General features: G+C 28.1%; 15 protein-coding genes and 1 riboswitch. Of the genes, 5 read left to right on the plus strand and 10 right to left on the minus strand.

Annotated features, from left to right (window positions below; genetic code table 11):
* Nucleotides 1–250: 250 nt before the first annotated feature.
* Together ilvD and Q1X91_RS04435 are read left to right on the plus strand one after the other, a co-directional pair.
* Nucleotides 251–1933, plus strand: coding sequence for a dihydroxy-acid dehydratase (gene ilvD, locus Q1X91_RS04430; protein WP_300753749.1), 1683 nt, complete (start codon nucleotides 251–253; stop codon nucleotides 1931–1933).
* 311 nt (nucleotides 1934–2244) lie between these two features.
* A complete protein-coding gene (locus tag Q1X91_RS04435; protein WP_300753751.1) occupies nucleotides 2245–3330 on the plus strand; it encodes an iron-containing alcohol dehydrogenase family protein in 1086 nt (361 codons plus the stop codon).
* Nucleotides 3331–3465: 135 nt separating this feature from the next.
* Here Q1X91_RS04435 and thiM read toward each other — a convergent pair whose 3' ends face one another.
* The 3 genes from thiM to Q1X91_RS04450 form a co-directional block, all read right to left on the minus strand.
* Nucleotides 3466–4254 carry a hydroxyethylthiazole kinase gene (gene thiM, locus Q1X91_RS04440; RefSeq protein WP_300753753.1) on the minus strand — a complete coding sequence of 263 codons (789 nt, stop codon included), beginning with the start codon at nucleotides 4252–4254 and terminating at the stop codon, nucleotides 3466–3468.
* A gap of 70 nt (nucleotides 4255–4324) precedes the next feature.
* Nucleotides 4325–4443, minus strand: a riboswitch (TPP riboswitch).
* A 37-nt stretch (nucleotides 4444–4480) separates the two neighbouring features.
* Entirely contained in the window at nucleotides 4481–5245 is a 765-nt protein-coding gene (locus Q1X91_RS04445) for a class I SAM-dependent methyltransferase (protein ID WP_300753755.1), read from the minus strand.
* Nucleotides 5246–5298: 53 nt separating this feature from the next.
* Complete coding sequence (locus Q1X91_RS04450; RefSeq protein WP_300753757.1) at nucleotides 5299–6228, minus strand: helix-turn-helix domain-containing protein; 930 nt, start codon at nucleotides 6226–6228, stop codon at nucleotides 5299–5301.
* 177 nt (nucleotides 6229–6405) lie between these two features.
* On the opposite strand from Q1X91_RS04450, the gene Q1X91_RS04455 reads away from it, so the two are divergent.
* On the plus strand, nucleotides 6406–7527 hold the full coding sequence (locus tag Q1X91_RS04455) for an SPASM domain-containing protein (RefSeq protein ID WP_300753759.1): 1122 nt from the start codon (nucleotides 6406–6408) through the stop codon (nucleotides 7525–7527).
* A gap of 16 nt (nucleotides 7528–7543) precedes the next feature.
* Here the strand turns inward: Q1X91_RS04455 and uvrC are convergent, their stop codons facing one another.
* From uvrC to Q1X91_RS04485, 6 genes are all read right to left on the minus strand, one after another.
* Nucleotides 7544–9385, minus strand: coding sequence for an excinuclease ABC subunit UvrC (gene uvrC / locus Q1X91_RS04460; protein ID WP_300753761.1), 1842 nt, complete (start codon nucleotides 9383–9385; stop codon nucleotides 7544–7546).
* A 24-nt stretch (nucleotides 9386–9409) separates the two neighbouring features.
* Nucleotides 9410–10450: a tRNA 2-selenouridine(34) synthase MnmH gene (gene mnmH / locus Q1X91_RS04465; protein WP_300753762.1), complete on the minus strand. Its 1041-nt coding sequence runs from the start codon at nucleotides 10448–10450 to the stop codon at nucleotides 9410–9412.
* 81 nt (nucleotides 10451–10531) lie between these two features.
* Nucleotides 10532–11224: a hemolysin III family protein gene (locus Q1X91_RS04470; RefSeq protein WP_300753764.1), complete on the minus strand. Its 693-nt coding sequence runs from the start codon at nucleotides 11222–11224 to the stop codon at nucleotides 10532–10534.
* A gap of 158 nt (nucleotides 11225–11382) precedes the next feature.
* Entirely contained in the window at nucleotides 11383–11892 is a 510-nt protein-coding gene (locus Q1X91_RS04475; RefSeq protein ID WP_300753766.1) for a hypothetical protein, read from the minus strand.
* Complete coding sequence (locus Q1X91_RS04480; protein ID WP_300753768.1) at nucleotides 11882–13174, minus strand: AAA family ATPase; 1293 nt, start codon at nucleotides 13172–13174, stop codon at nucleotides 11882–11884. Before Q1X91_RS04480 ends, Q1X91_RS04475 begins: the two co-directional genes overlap by 11 nt.
* A 103-nt stretch (nucleotides 13175–13277) precedes the next feature.
* Nucleotides 13278–13895 (minus strand): hypothetical protein, encoded by a 618-nt coding sequence (locus Q1X91_RS04485; RefSeq protein WP_300753770.1) that lies wholly within the window; start codon nucleotides 13893–13895, stop codon nucleotides 13278–13280.
* Between the two features lie 178 nt (nucleotides 13896–14073).
* Here Q1X91_RS04485 and ricT point away from each other — a divergent pair, with 178 nt between their 5' ends.
* Both ricT and trpS read left to right on the plus strand, forming a co-directional pair.
* Nucleotides 14074–15060 carry a regulatory iron-sulfur-containing complex subunit RicT gene (ricT, locus tag Q1X91_RS04490; RefSeq protein WP_300753772.1) on the plus strand — a complete coding sequence of 329 codons (987 nt, stop codon included), beginning with the start codon at nucleotides 14074–14076 and terminating at the stop codon, nucleotides 15058–15060.
* 89 nt (nucleotides 15061–15149) lie between these two features.
* Nucleotides 15150–16142, plus strand: a complete 993-nt coding sequence (gene trpS, locus Q1X91_RS04495; RefSeq protein WP_300753774.1) for a tryptophan--tRNA ligase — start codon at nucleotides 15150–15152, stop codon at nucleotides 16140–16142.
* Nucleotides 16143–16510: 368 nt separating this feature from the next.
* On the opposite strand, the gene dnaE is transcribed toward trpS, so the two are convergent.
* Complete coding sequence (dnaE, locus tag Q1X91_RS04500; protein ID WP_300753776.1) at nucleotides 16511–20248, minus strand: DNA polymerase III subunit alpha; 3738 nt, start codon at nucleotides 20246–20248, stop codon at nucleotides 16511–16513.
* Nucleotides 20249–20414 lie beyond the last annotated feature (166 nt).

The raw sequence follows: 20414 nt of genomic DNA on the forward strand, positions 1-20414 counted from the left end.
TTCTGTTCTGTTCTGTTCTGTTCTGTTCATGAAAAAAAAATTATACCTCTTATTATACTAGTTTAATAATAGCATAAAAATATAAAATGTCAATAAAATTTTATAAAAAATCAAATTTAATTAATAAATTATATCTGCTTTATAACAAGAAAAAATACAAAAATCTCTTGATTTTTTATCATTCTGCTAATAGAATGTACGCATTACAATTTTACGATAAATAACAATTTTATTAAATGGAGAAATAATTATGAGTTTCAGAGAAAATAGTTCTTTAAGAAGCGACAGAGTATTAAAAGGTGATGAAAGAGCACCAAACAGATCATTGTTCTATTCTATGGGTTATACAGATGAAGAATTAAAAAGACCTCTGATTGGAATTATTTCTGCATATAGTGAAATTGTACCAGGACATATACATCTTGATAAACTCTCTCAGGCGGTTAAAGCTGGAGTTTTAATAGGAGGAGGTACTCCTATACTTATACCTTCAATAGGTGTATGCGATGGTATAGCTATGGGACATTTAGGAATGAAATATTCACTTCCTTCAAGAGAGTTAATAGCTGATTCTGTTGAAAGTATGGTTATAGCTCATGGATTAGACGGAGTTGTACTAGTGCCTAACTGCGATAAAATAGTACCTGGTATGATAATGGGACTTTTAAGAATGAATATACCGGGCATAGTTATAAGCGGAGGAGCTATGCTGCCTGGCGATCATGGCGATGAAAAAATAAGTTTATCAAATATATTTGAGGCTGTAGGAGCAAAAAAGGCTAATCTTATAAATGATAAAGAATTAGAAGAATATGCACAAAATACATGTCCAAGCTGCGGTTCTTGTGCTGGTATGTACACTGCTAACAGCATGAACTGTCTTTCTGAGGCTTTAGGTATAGCACTTCCGGGAAACGGAACAATACCTGCTGTATATTCTGCGAGAACTTTGTTTGCTAAAAAAGCAGGAATACAGGTTATGGAATTATTAAAAAACAATATAAAACCATTAGATATAATAACTCCAGAATCATTCAAAAATGCTCTTGCTGTAGATATGGCATTAGGATGTTCTACAAACAGTGTACTTCACTTACTTGCTATAGCTAATGAAGCTGGCATACCAATAGATTTAAAAACTATCAATGAAGTAAGCGACCGCACTCCTAATCTATGCCATTTAGCACCTGCTGGGCATAACTATATAGAAGATTTATACAAAGCCGGCGGAATACCTGCTGTTATGAAAGAGCTTGATAAGGGCGGATTTATAAATACTTCGCTTCTTACTGCTACTGGTAAAACAATAGCTGAAAATATAAAAGATGCTGTTAATAAAAATAATAATGTTTTAAGAAATATAGAAAACCCTTACAGTAAAACAGGCGGAATTGCTGTACTTTGGGGTAATATAGCTAAGGACGGCTGTGTTGTTAAACGTTCTGCTGTTGCTGATGAAATGCTTGTACATAAAGGACCTGCAAGAGTATTTGACAGTGAAGAAGAGGCAATATCTGCTATATATGCAGGAAAAATAAATAAAGGCGATGTTGTAGTTATAAGATATGAAGGACCTAAAGGAGGACCTGGTATGCGTGAAATGCTTAACCCTACTTCTGCTCTTGCTGGTATGAAATTAGATAAAGATGTTGCTTTAATCACTGACGGAAGATTCTCTGGTGCTTCAAGAGGTGCTTCTATAGGACACGTTTCTCCAGAGGCTGCAAGCGGAGGAGAAATAGCCTTTATAAAAGAAAATGACATCATTAGTATAGACATTCCTAATCATAAAATCAATTTAGAAATCTCTGATGAAGAAATGGAAAAAAGAAGAAAAGAGATTGCTATTAAACCTTTAGAAGAAATTAGAGGCTGGCTTGGAAGATATAGAAAACTTGTTCAGTCTGCTAATACTGGTGCTGTATTAAAATAATTTTTAATGAAAACAAATTGATGTTATAGTTTATTCTCTTAACTATAACATCAAATAAAGCACTAATAATCTAAAAGTCATAACAAAAATTAATATTACAGACTGCTTGGTTCCTATCTTTTAAGCCAGGATAAAAATTGTTTAGTTTATAGCTGATATAAGCATAGACTAAATTTATTTTAAACAAAAAAATTTTTATAAGGAGAGAAATATGATTATTAATTTTAATAGATACAATAAAAATAATTTAATAAATTAAAAAACAACTTACTTAAAATTTAAATAATAATATTAATTACAAGGATTGAAAAATGAGTACAGAAAATTTATTTTTACCTAATTTTAGTATAGGAAAAGACGCTTATCAACATATATATGATATATGTTCAAATTATGGAAACAAAGCTGTTATAATATCGGGCAAAAAATCTCTTCAGGCATCAATAGAGCTTATACTGCATAATATAAAAGACATAAATATAACTGGAATGCTTCATTACGGAGGAAATTCTACTTTTGAAAATGTTGATTTCCTTAAAGAGAAAAAAGCAGTTATGGAAGCCGATATGATATTTGCTGTAGGAGGCGGCAGAGCATTAGACACATCAAAGGTTTTAGCCGATATGATGAATAAGCCTATATTTACATTTCCAACATTAGCTTCAAACTGTGCTGCTGCAACTTGTTCATCTGTTATATATTATAATGACGGAAGTTTTAGAGAAATATTTAATTTGAAAAGACCTCCTTTACATACATTTATAAATACTGATGTTATATTAAACTCTCCTGAAAATTATTTTATAACTGGTATATCAGATGCACTTTCTAAACAGTATGAAGCATTATTATACACAAGAGATGAAAACTTAAATTATAAAAATTTTTTAGGTATAGAAGTTATAAAAAACTGCTCTAATGATATATTAAAATATTATTCAGAAGCTGTAGATGATTTCAGAAATAAAAAAGCAACAGATGCTCTAAACAGAGTTATACTTCATATAATATACACAGTAGGATTAACATCTATAATGATAAAAGATAATTATCATATGTCTTTACATAACGGATTAACAAAATTAAAAGCAGTAGGAGAAAAACTGCTGCATGGCGAATTGGTATCATATGGGATATTACTGCTTCTTACTATGGACAAACAATATGATGCAAGAGAGGATATTTTTAAGTTTAATAAATTTATGTCTCTTCCTACATGCTTAAAAGATATAGGCATAAATAATTTTAGTTTAGAAGATGAAGATTTTAATACAGCATTGGACGGTACACTTGCTCTTGATGACTTAAATATAAGCAGATATAAAGCTGACAAAGAAATGATATTAAAAGCTATTATAGATTTAGAAGAGTTCAATAATAGTCAGTACCTAAAATAAAAAAGTATATGTTTAAACAATGGACTTTAATATTAAAGCCCATTGTTTATTATTAACTCCCAATAATAAAAAATCAATTAATTTAGATATTGCTTTGAAACATTTATTTTTTATTAAATTATATCAATAAAAATATTATTCTCTTACCCTTAAAGAAGCATTATTTATATTAAGTTTATAAAGCTCATCAATAAATGAAACAGCAAAGCTGGCAGGAGCATCTGCTTTTTTTGAAGCCGTCTCTCCAGCCTCAGCCATTATGCACATAGCAGAAGCAGCAGCAATTAAAGGACTTGATACCGCAAGCATAGCAGCAGTAATTGCCGTAGAAGTACAGCCCATACCAGTATTTAATGACATCAAAGGAGAGCCTCCGCTTATATATAAAACTCTATTTCCGTCTGTTACAATATCAGTTTCTCCGCTTATGCTTACAACAGTATTATATTCTTTAGCTAAATGTTTACCAGCCTCCAAAGCCATATTAACATTAGCGGTGCTGTCTACTCCTTTGGTTTTGATACTCTCACCAGCAAGCACCATTATCTCAGAGGCATTTCCTCTTATTACTTGAGGACGGTAATTTTTTATTATATCTATAGAAGTTTGAGTTCTAAGTTTTGTTGCCCCTGCTCCTACAGGATCAAGCACGAAAGGAACATTTTTTTTATTTGCTATTTTGCATGCACTATGCATAGCCTCTATAGAAATAGAAGTTAATGTTCCGATATTAATAACAAGCGATGAAGCGATAGAAAGCATATCCTCAAACTCTTCCTTTTCAAATGTCATAACTGGAGAAGCTCCAACAGCAAGCAAGGCATTAGCTGTAATCTGCATAACAACATAATTTGTGATGTTATGAACTAATGGACTTTTAGCTTTCATATCAGTAATTGCTTTAGATATTTCTTCTTGTGTCATATATTAATCCTTAAAAATAAAAATTATTAGGAAAACTTTATTGGATTATTTTTTAGACATGCAATAATGAATTGGTACAAAAATATTTCCCTACACTGGCATTATCCAACAGGTTATAAGGGTCTAAGTTCATATAACTTAATAAATTAAACTTACTCTCAGCCTTTTAAAGCTCCCCTAATTTTTTATAATATTATATAACAAAATAAAATTATTTCAATTACTATTAACGATATTTTTTAGATTTTATTATAATCATCATAGGGCGTCTTAATTCATTTTGCATTTCTTTATTTTCTTTAAGCATTTTTTCTGAAGGTATAGGCTCTATAACATTCTCTATAATAAAGCCATTACTTATAAGAGTATTAATATATGTTGTTATTGTTCTATGATATTTAATAACGCTTTCACCTAAAAACTTAGTATTTCTTTTTCCCTCATAAAAATAATTATCAATAGGAAAACAAAATATTTCACCATTATCATTATACAGCCAATCCTGAGTGCCATAAGCTGTAAATATTGGATGCTCTGCTGAAAATACAAAATATCCGTCATCTTTCAAAAGTCCTTTTACTGTTTTTACTGCTCTGTCAAAATCTTCAATATAATGCAAAGCCAAAGAACTTAAAACTATATCAAATTTTATATTCTTTAATTCATCATCATTTTTTATATTTTCATCAATACTTTCAATAGAAGATAGTATCAATTTTATATTATTAATGTTTTTAATTTTCTCTCTTGCCACATCAAGCATTTTATCTGATATATCAGCACCAACCGCTAAATTAGCTTTATTTTCAATTGCATAAATCAAATGCCATCCATAACCGCATCCTAAATCTAAAATATTTTTATTCTCAAAAGAAGGAAGTATATTTTTTAAACTCTCCCATTCACCTGCAGCATTAAGTCCAAATTTAGATCTTTCCATTTCGCTGTATTTATTAAAAAACTTTTCATCATTATATTTATTCTCAATCATATTCTATTATCCTTTTATAGTTTTATTATATAATAGTTTCAATAAAAATATAATCAAGCATGCTTCAAAAACATCAAATTTCTTTTGGTAAACTCTATAATCTCATCTTCTGTCATCTTATCAAAGCCTAGTCTTTTTTCTTCTTCAAGCAATTTTAATTTTTCTTCTCGTTCCTTTTGAATTTTAATTAGCTCTATTTCTTTAAGCTTCTCTTCTCTCTTTATCAATTCTTCTTTACTGTAATGTCTTTTAATAGTGTTTTCTCTGTCGCCTTTTATTAAATATATTTTTAAATAACTTAAAAAATCAAGCCATATGCCTGATAAATTATCTTTATCCTTAACTTTATTTTTTGCTAAATTAATACAGCCTTTCCAATCATATCTCCTATCTTCAAAAATTGATTTAATCTCCTCCTGCCTGCCTTTGGTCTTAAAAGAATGAAGATGATATAATTTACTCGCTTTATTTCCAGTAAGAAAATTAAAAGTATCGATAAGCTCATTTACAAATATATTAAACTCAAAACAAGGAGAGGGAGAATCTTTTTTATTATCTGTACTATTTAATTTATTTGTATCTTTTTTTAGTTCGCTGTCTTTATTATTTAAGTTATTATATTTATTATTATCTTCTGCTTTTTTGTCTATACCGTCACTGAAATTTTCACTATACTGTATAGGATTTTTTGCTGGTACAAGGTTAAATTTTTTTATATATATTTTTCTCTTTTCATTATTTTGTTTAGTTTTATCATATACGCATTTTATGTAATTATATTTTTCAAGCTGTTTTACAGACCTTGAAATAGTATCCTTACTCACAGAATAGATTTCTGCAAAATAATTATTATTAGCCCAGCAGTATCCTTTATCATTGGTAAGTGCAGCTATTTCTCCGTAAATGAGTTTTGATAATGATTTTAATCTCTTATCGTATCTTATACTTGAAGGTATTATAGTATAATAGTTTTTATTATTCATTTTTAAGCCTCCAAAAAAAACTTTATACTATATACAAAAAATATAATAGATTATAAGTTTATATTAAATGTTTTTTGTAATTTTTTTTATTTAAAAAAACATACTTATAATCTCTTATATTTTTTATATTATATATAAAATATTGAAATTTATAAAATTATATATTATGATAAAATTATGAATAATGTATCTGTATTAATCAAACCCTCATCATCTTTATGCAATATAAAATGCAAATACTGCTTTTACATAGATGAAGCCAAAAATAGAAAAATAGAAAATAACGGTATTATGACTGAAAAAGTAATGACAGCCATAATAGATAAAGTACTTCAAAATGCTGATAAAAATGTATTGTTTTCATTTCAAGGCGGAGAGCCCACTACTGCAGGAATAGAATATTTTAATTCGTTTATAGATTATGTAAATAACAGAAATAAAAAAAATATTAATATAAATTACAGCATACAAACTAATGGTATATTAATAGATGATAAATGGTGTGAGTTATTCAAAAAAAATAATTTTTTAGTTGGACTTTCTTTTGATATGATAAAAGATATTCATGATAAATACAGAACAGACAAAATAGGAAATGACACATACAATAAAGTATTAGAAACTAAAAAATTATTTGATGCCTTTAATATAGAATACAACATACTCACAGTATTAACATCTGAACTATCTAAATACCCTAAAGATGTATACAAAAAGATTAAAAAACTCAATATAAAATATACTCAATTCATACCGTGCCTATCTGAAATAAATTCATGCAGTAATGAATATTCTATAAAACCAAAAGAGTTCTCAAACTTCTATAAAGAAATATTTTCATTATGGAAGGAAGATTTTTTTAATAATAATTATTACAGCATTCAGTTCTTTGATAATATAATACCATTATTGGGAGGCGGATATGATCCTATGAGCTGCGGTATAAACGGAATATGTACAAATCAGATGATAATAGAAAGCAACGGCGATGTTTTTCCTTGTGATTTTTACTGCTTGGATAATTATAAATTAGGCAATATAGCAGACGAAGATTTTGATGATATTTTTTACAATCAAAAAGCTAAAGATTTTATTAATGAAAAGGATAAGATAATAAATAATGATGATTATAAATTATGCCGTTTATGCAGATATTTTAAAATATGCAGATTAGGATGCAAAAGAATGTTAGAAAATATATATATAGATAGTAAAGATAAAACTTTCTGCGGATATAAGGATTTTCTTGATTATAGTATAAATGATATAATAAAAATATGGAAAATTGTATCAGGATAAAAATTATAATAGCTGCTTATTTATGAAAATGCTCGTAAATATTATTAGCTACTTTATAACTAATGCCCGGTATATTTCTTATGCTTTCAAAAGATGCATTTTTTATATTATCTATATTTATAAAATGGGCATATAGTTTTTCTATTCCTTTTTTGCCTAATCCGTTTATGCCTTCAAGTTCGCTTTTAAGCATCTCTCTGCTTCTTTTCTTACCATGACTGGTATTAACCCATCTATGCGTTTCATCTCTTACCTTCTGTAAAAAAAGTCTTGCTGGTTCATTATCATTAAGTCTTACTGGTTCATTTCTATTGGGCAAATATATCTCTTCAAATTTTTTAGCTAATGCCATTATAGGCTGACCTTTTATATCAAGTTCTTTCAATGCCTCTATTGCAGAATTAAGCTGTCCCTTTCCGCCGTCTATAAGTATCAAGTCTGGAAAAGTAAGATTCTCATCTCTAAGCCTTTTATATCTTCTATATACCGCCTCTTTTATAGAAGCAAAATCATCTATTCCAGTAACTGTTTTCATATTAAATATTCTGTAGTTTTTATTATCCGATACTCCATTGACAAAACGCACCATTCCAGCCATAGTATAGCTTCCCTGAATATGGGCTATATCGAAAGATTCTATTATGCTAGGAGCTTTTTTAAGTTTAAATATTTCCTGAAGCCTTGTTATACCTAGAGGAACTTCTCTGATAAGTGCTTTTTCTTTAAATATATGTTTAGCATTTTCATTTGCTATAGCCATTAAACCTTTTCTGCTTTTATCAAATTTTATATCAACTTCTCTGCCTGATATTTGTTTTAAATAATCTTTTATAATATCAATATCCATAATAGGAAAATCTACAGATATGGATGCAGGTATCAAATTAGCATGGGTGTAATACTGAGTAAAAAAGGCAGAAAGTATCTCAGAATATTTTGATACGCCTTTTTCTGCATAATATTCATCATTATTAGGAGACTGCATACTGAAAGTTTTTCTGTCTGCAAGTTTTCCTCCTTTAACTGATAATATAACTATTATATAATTTCCATTCTCTCCATAAGCTCCTATTATATCAATATCATCGCTCTCTGGAATATATATGCTCTGCTCTACTGTTATATATTTAAGCAGATCAATTTTATCTCTCAAATCTTTTGCAGCCTCAAACTCTAACTTTTCTGCATGCTGAAACATATCCTGTCTTAATCTTGCAGAAAGCTCATCAACATTTCCTTCAAGCACCATAACGGCATCATCAATAGTTTTATCATAATCTTCTTCATTTATCAAATCAGCACAAGGAGCAGTACATTTTCCTATATGATAATAAAGACAAGGTCTTATAGGCTTTTTTAACGGAAAATCATATTTGCATCTTCTTAACTTAAAATTATCTACAACAAACTTTACTATATTATCAGCCTTCTCAGCAGCAACATAAGGTCCGTAATATTTTTTATATTTTTTAGCGTTTTCTTTATCTATAACATTTCTAGCTTTAATTACTCTTGGGAAATGTTCATTTGTTACAGCTATAAAAGGAAATGATTTCTGATCTTTAAGAAGTATATTATAATGAGGCTTATGCTTTCTTATCATCTCTGCTTCTAATATCAAAGCCTCAACTTCATTTTCTGTGAGTATATAATCAATATCTCTTATATGCTCTACTAATGCCGTAGTTTTAGCGTCTTTATTTGAATTATTAAAATATGATGATACTCTTTTTTTTAATGATTTTGCTTTACCTATATATATTATAGTTTCTTTGCTGTCTTTCATAAAATATACTCCAGACTTATCTGGAATACGTTTTAATTTTTCATGTATATAACTTTTAATTTCCTGATTCATAATTTTTTGCTGCTGCTGCCCAAATTAACATTTCACTCTTGATAATATTAAATCCACTATCTCATCAAAGTTCTGATTTTTACATTCTATAGATACAAGTCTCTCTTCATCATTAGTAATACTGAGTTTATAAGCCTTATCATAATAATAAAGCATATTTAGTACGCATTCATACATTTTACCATTATCAAGCAATTCTAATGATTCCTTTAATCTCTCTCCGCCTAAGCGTTTTTTTATTTTTAATATAGATTCTCTTAAATCATCAATGCTGTATTTTCCATAAGTATTAACTATATAGAGAGCCCTGCATTCCTGAGGTATATCCAAATAAATTATCTTCTCAGCATCTCTCATATTATTAAATAATGATTTAGGTATAGCACGCTTTCCTATAAGCAGACTCTCATCTTCAAACCATAAAACAGAATTAATATCATATTTAGAAAGTTCACAAGATAAAAGATTCTCAAATTGTTCCTGACTAGGCTGTTCGCCCTCATCTATCCAGCCGAATGCTGAGCCTTTATGTTTTGCTATTTTCTCTAAATCTATTACATTAAAGCCTTTATCTTTTAATCTCTTTAGTATAAGAGTTTTTCCGCTTCCAGTTCTTCCAGTAAGAAGATATATTCTATATTTTTTTTCAAATGAAGATAATACATAATTTCTATATCTTTTATATCCGCCTTCAAGTACATAAACATCATATCCGTAGCTGGAACAAAGCCAAGCAACAGACTCGCTTCGCATACCGCCTCTAAAACAATGCATAAGTATTTTATTTGTATTGTTATAATTTTTAGCTATATCGTCTATGCTCTTTAATATATCCGTCATTCTTACAGATACATATTCTAATCCTTTTAATACAGCCTCCTTTCGTCCTACCTGCTTATAAATAGTTCCTACATTTTTACGTTCTTCATCATTAAACAAATAAACATTATATGCATCTGGTATATGAGCATGTGAATATTCTATAGGAGAACGTACATCTATTATTGGTAAATTCTCTTCTCTTTGCATTCTTAAAAAATCATCTATATTAATACGCTTAACCATTTATGCTCCATTACTGAAAGGATAACTTTATAATAGTATAGATAAAATAAAAAATGTAAAGGGTTTTTAACAAAAAATAAACTATATAACATAGCTGTACAAAAACCAGTAATGAGCAAAAGAACCTGCAAGTACAAATATATGAAATATGTCATGCGTAAACTGTTTTGATTTATCATTAAACCTCTTACCCAATGCGTATAAGAAAGCCCCTATAGTATAAAATATACCGCCGAATATAAGCCAATTTAAATGAAGCACATCAAAAGAATTTAATAAGGGCTTGAAAGCGAATATTATTATCCAGCCCATTAATACATACAATAGCACTCTTAAATATATATTTTTGTATTTAAAAACTGTGTTTGACAATACCCCTATCAAAGCACAGCCCCATATAACAGATAAAATCAATATACCAATATTTTTCGGAAGAGAGAATATACAAAGCGGAGTATAGGTCGCTGCTATAAAAATATATATTCCTATATGATCAAATTTTCTAAATAATTTTTTTACCCTTCCGTCTGGGAAAAAGTGATATAGAGAACTAAATGTATATAAAAATATTATACCCGCACCATAAATTATAACGGGCATAGGATTACCATGAACTTTTATAAGCATAAGTACAAGTCCTGCTATACCAAGCAAAGCACCTGTTCCATGTGATACTGCCGAGTAAAGCTCGCCTATTTTTTTATTTTTTTTATCTATTTTTAATTTATCATTATCTAATCTATTAATTAACTGAACTGCTGAAGTATTAGCCATATATTTATCCTCCGTTATTTATTATTTTATTTTTGATATTCTAAACAATATCTAAATAAAATAAATAAGTTAAAATAACTATGTTTAGCGATTATCATTAGCTAATTATTACTATTTTATTAAAATCTGGTTAAAAATAATATATATTTATAATGATCTTAAAATATTATAGGATTTTTAGACGAACATATTATTTTATTTCCATTAGATTGTCTTTTATCATTATTTGAAACAACAATAACATAATAAATTAAATTAAACATATTATCAGGTTTTATTTTAGATTTGGCATACAAAATTTTTGCTAATTCTTTTGATTTATTTTCTATACCATTAGGAATTTTATTTTTTTCTTTACTAACTATATAAGACTTTAGTTCTTTAGTATCTATTAAATGTTTTAACTTACTATTATTTGAAATATTTTTAATTGTTTCTATAATTTGAATATATGCTTTATCTATTTTTTGACCTTTTAATTCTATAAAATTAGAAACTTCTTTTTCCCTATATGCTAAATAATCACATTTTTTTACATCATCACTAAATATACCATTATCAACTTTTATAATAAAAATATCATTATCTGCTTTTATATAAAGTTTTGTTTGTGCATCTGACAAAGTTTTTATATCATCTTTTTTTAATAATTCATAATTACTCTTCATTATTCAATTCCATATCAAATAATTTAGTATATGTTTCATTGATTGTATTAGATACATCATCTATCTCTTCGCAGTTAATTTCATTTTCTTCATTAAGAAGATTTGTATATCTAAAATCATTTAAATATAACTTAAAAGCATTTATTTCATTAGGATTAATAGCACCATATTCACCTACAATATTATTAATTTTTTCTATTTTTTCTTTATTGTTTTTATAATTTTCTTTTAATTTTCCAGCATATAGTAAATTATTTGCACTCGTTAATATATAAGGGCTATGAGTTGTAATTAAAATATTACTATTGGTTATATTCATAAAATTAACAATGAAGTCTATAATTTCTTTTTGCATATTAGGATATAAATGTGCTTCAGGTTCTTCTATTATAACAAAAATATTTTTTTTATTAAGCCATGTTATACCTAATAAAACATTTAAAAGCCACAGTATTTCCTGCTGTCCAGACGATATTTTATCTACAGGTATTTTTTTATTAGTATTATCCAATTTTATATATCCAAACTTATCATCACAAAAATACTGCCCTCCCATATATTTTTCTATTTTTTTATTCATTTCATTTAAAATTATTTTTTTGTCATTATCATTGACATTTTTTATAAAGTTTCTAACTCCGTCCTTAAATAAGAACTCTATTTTTTCAACAAGTGTAAGAAAAGGATAAAATATAAAATCTATAGTATTATAATCCAGTCTAGTTCTTTGATTATTCAATAATGCTATAGAACTTCTTGAGGCTGGTATATAATAAGTTATTAATTCATTTTCAAAAAAATCATTTATTTCTTTACCTATTCCTCTTTCAAAAATATCTTCAAATCTTACCACACTATTAACATTTAAATATTCCCCAAAAAGTCTTTTTATATCTATTTCCAATTTATTAAAAAATATTATTATATTCTCACTATAATTAATATCTAGATTATTATTTTTTTTTGTAATTTCTATATAAGTATTATATTTGTATACATATTTTAAATATAAATCATTATCTATATTCTCCAATTTCCCAAATACACTTATAAAAAAATCTTTTATTATATTATTATATATTTCTTTTATCCTATATTGTATTTTATTTTTATAAGCAAATATATAAAATCTTATTTGAGTATTTATTTCTTTGAAGAAAAATATTGCTTTACTTATTGTGCTTTTTCCTGAAGATTGTTCGCCTATAATCAAATTAAATCTATTAATTTCCATTTCAAAATCTTTTACAACAAGTAAATTTTTAATAATTATTTTCTGCATATTATCTCCATTAATCATATAAAAACTATTATACTTAAAATATAAAAAATTGTCTATATTTGAAATTTTAGGTAATAATTGATATATTTACAGAATTATTTGATTAAAACAGCACGCCTACAAGCTCTATTTTTTCCCAATCAATTTCATGCTCTGTAGGTACTGGATAACTTTCCCAATCGGCATTTACAGCTGGTATCCACTCTTTGCCTCTGCCGTATCCGTTTTTCCTAAGCCAATGCGATAGTCTGTCCATATAACCAGCATCATATGATTTTGTTATATACAAATTATTATCTTCTATCATCAAACCTATAGGCAGATAAATACTTCTGTCTGGGAAGTTTTTAGAAAAGTAATATGAATAATCAAGATACAATATTGAATAATCATTCTTTGTAACGGCATCTTCATACAAATTAAATGAAGGAAGACTTTCTACAATATAATTTTTAAGAGTAAAGTTTTTATAATAAAATGCCTGATTATGTTCTTTCATCAAAAATAATGTGTATTTAATTTTTGATTTATAACCGTACACTGTAAGCGTCATATTCCCTTTTTCATCAAATCTGTATATATTTTGATAATCATCAGAGGCTACTTTATTTTTTATAAGTTCTTTCCAATAGTAGGCATTATTAGTTTTTAAATAAATTTCTGGCGTACTTGCACAAGAAATCATAAAAAGTAATAATATAAACGATAAAAATAACCTCATAACAAACTGCTTAAATACTCTGCTAAAATATATATGATATACTATATAAAATATTTATCAATGATTTTTATATTTTTTTATAGTATATCAAAAAATAATACTTGCAATTATATCAACTTAAAAATAAAATATAATATCTATAAATTTAATATTTTTATTTAATTCGGAGTGAGTATTAATGATAAAAAATATAGCCCATATAAAATTTAGGGGTTCTAATATAGGAAAATTTGAACATTTACATATAGAAAATATTAAGGTAAAAGATGCCTGTGTTATAGAAACAGATGAAGGTATAGAAATAGGTCATGTATTAAACTTTGAAGATATTGATGTAGATTCATTAGAAAATGAGAATAATGAAAACATAGAACATCATGAAATACATGATGATGAACATTCACATGATGAAAATATATCTGCTGATGAAGAATTATCAGAAGAACTCAAAGATATTGTAGCTGCTGAAGAAAGCCATAATGTAAAACCAAAAAATAATAAAAATAAAATATTTAATATACTTAGAATAGCTGATGAAAAGGATTTAGAACAGCATAGAATAAATACAGAAGATGCTGCAGAGGCATTTAAAATATGTAAAGAGAAAGTTAATAATCATAATTTGGATTTAAAATTAATAAGTTCTTATTATTTTTTAGACAGAGCGAAACTTTTATTTGAGTTTATCGCTGAGGAGAGAATAGACTTTAGAGAATTAGTAAAAGATTTGGCAGCACATTTTAAGACAAGAATAGAATTAAGACAAATAGGCGTAAGAGATGAAGCCAGATCTATAGGCGGCTGCGGAATATGCGGAAGAGAATTATGCTGCAAGGTAATAAGAGGAAAATTTGAAACTATAACAATAAAAATGGCAAAAGAACAGGGAATGCTTTTAAATACAATGAAAATATCAGGACAATGCGGAAGATTGATGTGCTGTTTGGGACATGAATATCAGGCTTATTGTTCATTAAAAAAAGATCTTCCTAAAGTTGGAACTAAATTGGTATTTAACAGCGTACCTGCTGTAATAAAAGACCTTAATCCTTTAAATAAAAAATTATTAATAGAGACAGAGGATAAGAGACTTTTATATATTAGTGTGAGCGATTTAAAAACCAATGAAGAAGGTTTTTTAATTGCAAATATTAAGGCTGAATAAAATGTATAATAATAAGAATTGTAAGCCTTTAATAAGTTTACAATAAGGCATACTGTTTTTATTAGAAATAAATTAAACGGAGTTATACTATGAAAGTTATGTTAAGCGGAATACAGCCTACTGGTTCACTTCATATAGGTAATTATCTTGGTGCTTTGAAGAATTGGGTTAATATACTTGATGAGTATTACGGATTTTTTTGTATAGTTGATTATCATGCTATTACTATAGAATATGATGTTACTCAAATGCAAAAAAGAATAATGGATGCTGCAGTACAATATTTGGCATGCGGGCTTGACCCTAAAAAATGTTCTATATTTGTACAATCTGATGTAAGAGCTCATACTGAACTTGCTTGGATATTTAACTCTATTATACCAGTTGCCGAACTAGAAAGAATGACGCAGTATAAAGATAAATCAAGAAAAAATGCAGAAAATATTAATGCAGCACTTCTTACCTACCCTTCTTTGATGGCTGCTGATATTTTGCTTTATCACCCTGATATTGTACCTGTTGGAGAAGACCAAGAACAGCATGTTGAACTTACTAGAATGATAGTAAGAAAGTTTAATAACAGATACGGAGAATATTTTAAAGAACCAGATACTTACCATGGTAAGGTTTTAAGAATATTAGGTTTGGACGGTCAGAATAAAATGAGTAAATCTTTGAATAATCATATAGCATTGTCTTTAACTGACGAAGAAACTGAAAAATTAATAATGCAGAAGGCTATGACTGATACAAATAGAAAACTCAAAACTGATGCTGGTAATCCTGATATATGTAATGTTTACAGCTATCATAAAATATTTTCAACTGAAGAAGAACAAAAGGAAATATGCGAAGGCTGTAAAAATGCTTCTATGGGCTGCGTACAATGCAAAAAAATGCTTGCTAAAAATATCAATAAAGAATTAGCACCTATCAGAGAAAATATTAATAAATACTCTAATGATAAAGACTATGTTTATGATGTATTAAAAGAAGGAGCTAAAAAAGCTTCAGAAGCGGCAGAAAAAACTTTATATGATGTAAGAAAATTAATGGGCTTAGTAGACGACAAAAGAAAATAATATTTAAGTATTCCAAATAAGAAAAGACTGTTAATTGATAAAATTAGCAGTCTTTTTTGTATTCATAAAATCTATAAAAATTATAAATAGACTTGTTTCAAAAGTACTTGACAAACAATTTTACGAGTTTATGATTTTATGCTAAATTAAATAATATTAATTATGATTTAATTAGATGTTTTACATGTTGTATAAATTGTATGTTTAAGCTAAAAAATGCAGTTCTTTTGGTTCTTTTATACCAATAAAAGAACTGGGGTTTGGCACGACTGTGTGCTTCGCAGCAAAGCCCCAACTATAATTTAAAAATATTAAATAAAAATTTATAAATATTAATAAATTTAGTTTTGAAACAAGTATAATATTTTTTAAGCATATTCAATTTCTATTAATGATCTTAATGCACTTTTAGCTTCATTTAAAAATCTCTGATTAGGATCAACTTTGTAATTTTCACCTATTTTAAATACTTCAGTGCCGCTTTCAGATTTTAACTTTAAGAATATAGTATAATCACCAGGATTTGAAGATATAGCATTTTGAAGACATAACAAATCCATATCATCAAATATATTTTTATTAACATAAAGAGCCAATTGCTTTTTACCGCTGTTAGTATGCTTAACTGCTATACTGTTATTAGGTCTGCTTGTAAATGCTGCATTAGAAACAACATTATCAGAGCGTTTAATATCATTCTCTTTATTAGAAGTATTTTTAAATGGAGAATCATTTTTATTTAACTGAACTGCTTTATTATCTCTAATATCATTACTATTTTTACTATCAGAAACTACTTCAGATACACTATCTCTTTTTATATTATCTCTTTTAACTTCTTTGAGTTTGAGATTTTTATCATTTAAATAACTATCCAATAATTTTATATCTGAAATATTATTATATATTTTATCAGAGAATCTGTTTTTTTCTCTGCGTCCTTTTATTAATATTCCAGCCTGTTCAGAGAGCACATCTTTATATTTATCTATCTGATTTTTTGCTGTAATATAAAATACATACTCAGTAAATAAATCTATTACTTTTAATGTGAGCATAGGAGTATTTTTCTTTGTAGTTGATTCTGCTACAGACATAACTACACAAGGAAGAGAGAACTCATCTTTATCTTTTAAATTATCAATATCCAAAGTATTATTAAAATATTTATAATCAATTTTACTAATATATCTTGCAAAAGGATGATATCTTAAAGAAAAGCCCAAAACTTCTTTTTCATTTTCCATTAAAATATTAGAAGCATATTCTACTTGTTTTTCTATAACAAGCGAAGCACTTCCGCTGTCATCTTCAGACATAGAATCAAAAAGCATAGTCTGACCTGATAAAGTTTCTTTTTGATAATTGGAAGCATGAGCGAGTATAGCATCAAGAGAAGCAAGCAAAGCACTTTCAGTATGTCCGAACTCTGAGAAAGCACCGCATTTAATTAATGTTTCATAAACTTTTCTATTAACCAAATGAACATCAACGCGTTTAACAAAATCTTCCAAGTTTTTAAATTGTCCGTTTTTCTCTCTCTCTTCTTCAATAGCCAAAGCAGCATGAAGACCAACACCTTTAACAGCATGCAAGGCATAAACTATCTTTCCGTTTTTCTGAGAGAATAATGCATTGCTTTCAAAAACACTTGCTGTAACTATATCTATGTTTTTTTGTTTGACTTCATTAAGGTATAGAGATATTTTATCAGTATCAGCTATAACAGTATTGAGAAGTGCAACATAATATTCCATAGGATAATGTGCTTTAATGTATGCTTCCTGATAGGCAATTAAAGCATAGCAAACAGAGTGCGATTTATTGAAACCGTATTCGGCAAAACCTTTCATTGTGTCAAATAAATAAGTTAATAACTCTTTATCATAACCTCTTTCAAGACCGCCGTTAATGAATTTCTCTTCCATAGAGTTCATTTTCTCTACGATCTTTTTACCCATAGCCTTTCTTAAATCATCAGCTTCAGCAGCAGTAAAGCCTCCTATAACTCGGCTTATTGCCATAATCTGTTCCTGATATATTAATACTCCCTGACTTTCTTTAAGTATAGGCTCTAAATCTGGGTGTTTGTATACTATCTCTTTTCTTTTATTTTTTCTGTCGGCATAATCTTTATCCATACCAGAGTTTAAAGGACCAGGGCGGTATAATGCAACGCTGGAAACCAAATCGTCAAAACCTGTAGGCTGTATATTAATAAGCATCTGACGCATACCTGGACTTTCAAACTGAAATACTCCTCCAGTATCAGCTTTTCTGAATATATCATAAACCGCTTCATCATCTAAAGGAATTTTATCAATATCTATTTCAATGCCGTATCTTTCTTTTATATCTTTTATAGCATCTTTTATAAGTCTTAAGTTTTTAATGCCCAAAAAGTCCATTTTTATGAGACCAGCACTTTCAACATAAGTCATCTCATACTGACAAGCCCTAGTACCTGTTTTAGAATCCTGATATACTGGTGCTAAATCCATTATAGGGTGCGAAGATATAATAACTCCAGCTGCATGCAAACCTACATTCCTAACCAAACCGTCAAGTCTTGTAGATATCTCATACATATTTTTTAATTCTCTGCTGCTTTCTATCTCTTTTCTAAACTCTGCACAATCTGGGTGATCATATATATCAACTACTCTGCTTACATCATTAGGTATACCTTTTGCAAGTCTGTCGGCAGTAGCTAAGTCTATACCCATAACACGGCAAACATCTCTTATAACAGAACGTCCGCCCAAAGCACCGAATGTAGCAATCTGAGCAACATTGTCTTTACCATATTTTTCTTTTACATAATCTATTATTACTTCCCTTTTATCATCTTGGAAGTCAACATCTATATCGGGCATGCTCTTTCTTTCTGGATTTAAAAATCTTTCAAAAAGCAGATTATAATCAAGCGGATTAACTTTAGTAATTCCAGTAGCAAATGCAACTATTGATCCAGCAGCACTTCCTCTTCCAGGTCCCACAGCAACATCATGATTTCTTGCATAGTTGATGAAGTCCTGAACTACAAGGAAATATCCTTCAAAACCCATTTTACCTATAACGCCCAATTCCATTTCAAGCCTTTCCATAGCCTCTTTAGGAATATTATTGTTATAATATTTATTAAGCCCTTCCATACACATATTTCTAAGTGCTGTAGTTTCTGTTTCCCCGTTTGGAAGTTCATAATTAGGCATATAATAAGTTTTAGTCATTATATTCAAGTCTCTGCATTGCTCTGCTATTTTAACAGTGTTTTCAAATGCTTTAGGGAGTTTGGCAAATGACTTCATCATCTCTTCTTTGCTTTTTAAATGAAACTCATTGCTTGGAAACTTATATCTTCTTGGAGAATCTAAAGTTGCCTTTGTCTGTATGGCAAGAAGTATCTCATGAGCCTTAGCATCTTCTTTTAATACATAATGAACATCATTGGTTACAACCATTTCTATATTATGATGATTGGCTAATTTATATAATGCACTATTTAACGATTTTTCTTCAGGGATATTATGATCCTGAAGCTCTATATAAAAATCATTTCCGAAAATAGATTTATAATATTCAGCTAGTTTTGATGCCTGCTTATAATCTTTTTTTCTTATAGCAATAGGTATCTCTCCGCCCATACAAGCAGATAAACAAATTAATCCCTTATTATATTTTTCTATAAGTTCATGGTCTACTCTAGGGCGATAATAAAAACCTTCAGTATATCCGAAAGTTACAAGTTTGCATAAATTATCATATCCTTCTTTATCTTTAGCAAGAAGAATAAGATGCATAGCACTTTTTTCTTCAGAGTTTTCTATTTTTTTATCGAATCTAGTTTTAGGGGCTACATAAAGCTCACAGCCTATTACTGGTATAATACCTTTATCCTTAGCTTCAGAGAAAAACTCCATAACTCCGAACATATTACCATGATCGGTTATTGCTATAGCAGGCATTTCAAGCTCTACAGCCCTATCTATCAAACCCGGTATAAGTCTTTTCTTCTTATCTTTTTTAGAATAAAGAGATTTTATACGTGAAGCTCCGTCAAGTATTGAATATTGTGTATGTACATGCAAGTGAACAAATGACATATTAAACCCCTATTTACTTGTCTTATTCTATATCATTTAAGTTAAATATCAAGTTAAATTCATAAAAAATATATAAATAGTTTTTATATTTTTACTATAAATATTTACGGTATATTTATTATAAAATTTATCATTGTAAAAAAAATAAAATATCCTAAAAATAGTT

Source organism: uncultured Brachyspira sp. (assembly GCF_949287625.1).
Taxonomy (GTDB): domain Bacteria; phylum Spirochaetota; class Brachyspiria; order Brachyspirales; family Brachyspiraceae; genus Brachyspira.